The organism is Laceyella sediminis (genome assembly GCF_003003125.1).
Classification (GTDB): Bacteria; Bacillota; Bacilli; order Thermoactinomycetales; family Thermoactinomycetaceae; genus Laceyella; species Laceyella tengchongensis.
Genome location: NZ_PVTZ01000031.1, coordinates 1 through 3,887 on the forward strand (window position 1 = coordinate 1; position 3,887 = coordinate 3,887).

Genomic DNA, 3,887 nt, shown 5'->3' on the forward strand with positions numbered 1-3,887 from the left:
GAGTACCGATTTCTTTTCATTTTTCTCATCCCCCATCACTAGTAGTGTAATCCACTTACACTCTTAGTGTCCAAAGTCATTAGGGGGCTAAAGAGAGGATTTTTTCGAATAACACTTTGCCTTAAGAAAAAAATACTCTGATAAAAGAGGATCGTTTTTTTCTAAGTGTATCTCTCTCAATTCTTCTAGCGCTAAATCAGGGCTGACTAAGTCTATATCATTTTCTATAGCCATTAGCCGGTTTGATAAATTTTCATCAGGAGCTGTAGTGCCTTTCAGTAAAGGTTGTTCTTTTTCAAGGTCTAAATCTAGTTTTTTACACAAATGTTCGAACTTATTCTTACTTACTTGGCAGGCACCCCGTTCAATATTGCTGATTGTGGATGGAGAAATAATATCATCTGCTAAATCTTCTTGTCTCTTTTTTTCTCCTTTCTAGTCTTTCTAATAAGATCCCCTAGCTCTGGAGAGATTAAAATGAACTCTTTCATTTAAACCACCCATTTTCATTTAAACATTCGGATTACCTAAATGATAAAAAAAATACTCATAAAAATAAACTGATTTTTCTCAACAATAATTAGAGAAAGAACGGATATTCTATTCGTATGGTTAGCTTCTCCAGTGGAATTTTTGGTAAGTGAGAATAAGGGCTAATATTTTATTTACACTTTAAGGTTATCGGGTTAATTCCATAGTTTCAAAAAAAAAATCAAATTAAGTAAAATGAAAGCACAATGCAGTAAACACTCATTAAATTCAAGATGGAGGGTGTTCTTATGTTGAAAATTCAGGTGGAAGGGAACGCAAATCAAGTTCAACCATTTCTGCTAGATTTGGATAGTCGCCCAGACCTTGTTGTAAAAAAACATGAAAATTTCATCGCAGAGCTTCAGCCGGACGACAAAATCGCCGTGACTTGCTACGTTGACCGTAGCCCCAATCCACGGCGGCGAATGCGAGTTGCTCAACTCCTTTGCCGGGATGGAGTAGAGATTCGGATTCCGCTACTTGATGTAATGGAGGTGGATATGGCCAATGGAACTCGGCTAATAGCAGGGAGATCGTATGACATCTTTGCAGACAATAAAAAAAGAGCCATCAATTGAATGGCCCACGAAAAAAACATTTTATCGTAGCTCCATTATAGCATAAACGGAATTGCCAGAAAGGGGTTCCAGACTAATGGAGGAAGCAGAGATCCGCTATTGGCATGATGAATCAAAAGATCAGATACATGTGATTCACATTCCAAGCGGAAAAACAAAGAAAATAAAAGGCAGAAAAAATGTTGATCGCTTTTTACAGGTATATCAAGTTACACGGGACGATTGTAAGAGGGTAAGACGAGGGGACGATCGATTGGAATTGTTTAAAAGAAAGTGGTTAGGTAAGTAAAGGGTAACGGAAAGCAGATAACACAATGATTGGATACTTCGGGGTCGGGGCCGAGTATCCAATCTCTCTCTGTCGAAGAAATGTGCAGGTGAGAGCAATGAATATACTACCTCAAGTTGAATGGAAGCAGACGCAAACTCATGATGCTAAAGGAAGTTTGGAAAAAAGTGATTTAAAACCGCTTTTATATCAGTGGTACTGGAAAGATAGAATGACGCTTAGTCAGATTGCGAGGGAACTTAACATTCCCACGTCCACTCTTCAAAAGATTTTCGTTGTGCTAGGAATACCAAGAAGACCACGCGGAAATATGAGCAGGAGGAAAGTTAGATTATTGCCAAAGAGCGAATTAGAGAGACTCTATTTTGACGAGAACTATAAGTTAAAAGATATACTTAAGCATTTTTCATGTTCTCGTCAAGCATTGTACAACAACCTGGAATATTATCAGTTCTCTAAAAGACCATCATTTTGTGGATTACCTAGTATTCCTAAAATAAAAAATTTGAGCCACGACCAATTTAAAAATCAACTATATCATCTCTATTGGGAGAAGGGTTTAAGCATTAGAAAGATTGCTCAAATCTATGAGACAAGCTCAACAACGATTTTCCTGTGGTTACATCGTTTTGAGATCCCAACGCGGAATCGACGAAGCAACATTAAAAGTAGGTAGTGTGATTATCTAGGAATGGAGGGATAAAGATGTTCTATGACATTGATTATGAACCGCCGATACCGAAGTTTTAGTCAGACTGTTCTGTGTTTAAGGGAGGTGATGCACGAAATAAAGCTAGATAAGTCGGATGTAGGAATGGGCTAATAATTTTTAAGGAGGAGTCCACAGATGAAAAAGAATCTTAAAGTTGAAGAGCCGAAGCTGATTTTGGTTGGAACGTTGGAGCAATGCACTGGAGAAGATGGTAACAGCACTAAAGACGGTTGGGGATATTCGCCGCAGGATAAAAAAGACTAACCCTCAATAAGAAAGAGGCCTACAGCCAGCAATGGCTGGGTCTCTTTCTCTAATCAAGTGAGGTGAAGAAAATGGATGTTTTTCAGTTTGTCCAAATTGGGGGAAATAGAGAATTTTTTATTCCGGATGTCCCCAAGGGTTTCCTTTTTAGAAGTATGTTTTATACACTGGCAAGTCTGTTTAGATTTAGTAGATTTGGAGCAAATGCCTGTTTAAGTCGGTTAGAAAAAGCCCCGGTTCGGTACAAGGTAGGGTTTCGAAATCAGGATGTAGAGGCTTTATTTGCTCGAAAGATCATCACATGGACGCTCTTCTGGATTCGTATTTTGAGAAACGGAAAAGCTCTTTGTCTGGAACGTTCTATTGCAATTGCATATAATCTCCGTTTGTTTGGCATTCCGGCTCAGGTAGTAATTGGTCGAAAAGCGGCCATGACGGTTACTGAAAAATACGATTATCATGCTTGGGTTGAATTATATGATCGTCCTATAAGTGATCATGTTGGTGTCAGAAGCCAATTCATTGAAGTGAATAGAGTTCCAAATAGTTGAGGTGAAAGTGATGAGGTTTTATCAGACCATTTATGGATCTGTGAATGACTCACAAACATCAATTCAATTACAGGGATGGATATGGAAAGCAAGGTCAGTTTCTATGAAGAAATTCCTCGATGATCTTCTTAACAACAACTCTGATTCGGTTCAAGATTTATTTGAATCATGGATGGAAAATCCAACCTATTCCTTTTTAAAAGACTTGGATGGTGCATTTATTCTTTCCTATTGGAACAAGGACAAAAGAGAAGGTTTGATTTATAAGAGTCTTCTTTGTAAAAGCTCCCTATATTACAAGACTGAGCCTTTGTTATCCTGGTCAACAAATCCCTTATTAATTCTTAAAAACGGTATATCGCCTGTTTTGCAAGTGGATAAACAGAACTTGCTAATCACATGTTTGGGCGATCCGATCCCACATAACCTTTCCCATTTTCGAGGAGTTTACCGCTTGCCTGCTGGCCATGTGATTCATTTTAAGAATGAAGGTTTAGAAATTGAACAAGTTGATTTTATTCAATCACAGCCTTTGCTAAGAAATAAAAGCTATGATTACCTTGCTCAAACGGCAAAAGAGATTATGATTCAAACAGTAAAAGAACGGTGGAATGGTGAAAAAATTGGAGTTATTTTAAGTGGTGGGCTAGATTCCTGTGTTGCGCTGGCATGCTTTGATGAATGTAAAGTGCCTGTTGTTGGATTCCATTGGACTTTTGATGGAATTCCAGCGGCTGACGAATCAAATTATGCGCGACTGGTTACTGATCATTTAAAAGTGCCACTAAAAGAAATTAAAACATCTTCCACAGTTGAAGATGGAACTTATCTTAATCATTATTGGAACTTGCCAGTTCCATACGCACACTCTTTAGCCCCCTAATGACTTTGGACACTAAGAGTGTAAGTGGATTACACTACTAGTGATGGGGGATGAGAAAAATGAAAAGAAATCGGTACTC

The 3,887-nt window shown here is 38.2% G+C and carries 6 protein-coding genes; all 6 read left to right on the plus strand.

Annotated elements, in window-relative coordinates; all coding sequences use genetic code 11:
- The first annotated feature begins 779 nt into the window (after positions 1-779).
- The 6 genes from CLV36_RS16705 (at position 780) to CLV36_RS16725 (ending at position 3,808) form a co-directional block, all read left to right on the plus strand.
- Positions 780-1,109, plus strand: coding sequence for a hypothetical protein (locus CLV36_RS16705; RefSeq protein ID WP_106343397.1), 330 nt, complete (start codon positions 780-782; stop codon positions 1,107-1,109).
- Positions 1,110-1,185: 76 nt separating this feature from the next.
- A complete protein-coding gene (locus CLV36_RS16710; protein ID WP_106343398.1) occupies positions 1,186-1,398 on the plus strand; it encodes a hypothetical protein in 213 nt (70 codons plus the stop codon).
- 97 nt (positions 1,399-1,495) lie between these two features.
- Entirely contained in the window at positions 1,496-2,074 is a 579-nt protein-coding gene (locus tag CLV36_RS16715) for a hypothetical protein (protein ID WP_106343399.1), read from the plus strand.
- Positions 2,075-2,245: 171 nt separating this feature from the next.
- Positions 2,246-2,374: a hypothetical protein gene (locus CLV36_RS17960; protein WP_281257269.1), complete on the plus strand. Its 129-nt coding sequence runs from the start codon at positions 2,246-2,248 to the stop codon at positions 2,372-2,374.
- A 71-nt stretch (positions 2,375-2,445) separates the two neighbouring features.
- Complete coding sequence (locus CLV36_RS16720; RefSeq protein WP_106343400.1) at positions 2,446-2,925, plus strand: lasso peptide biosynthesis B2 protein; 480 nt, start codon at positions 2,446-2,448, stop codon at positions 2,923-2,925.
- Between the two features lie 10 nt (positions 2,926-2,935).
- Positions 2,936-3,808 (plus strand): asparagine synthase-related protein, encoded by an 873-nt coding sequence (locus CLV36_RS16725; protein ID WP_106343401.1) that lies wholly within the window; start codon positions 2,936-2,938, stop codon positions 3,806-3,808.
- The last annotated feature ends 79 nt before the right edge of the window (positions 3,809-3,887 follow it).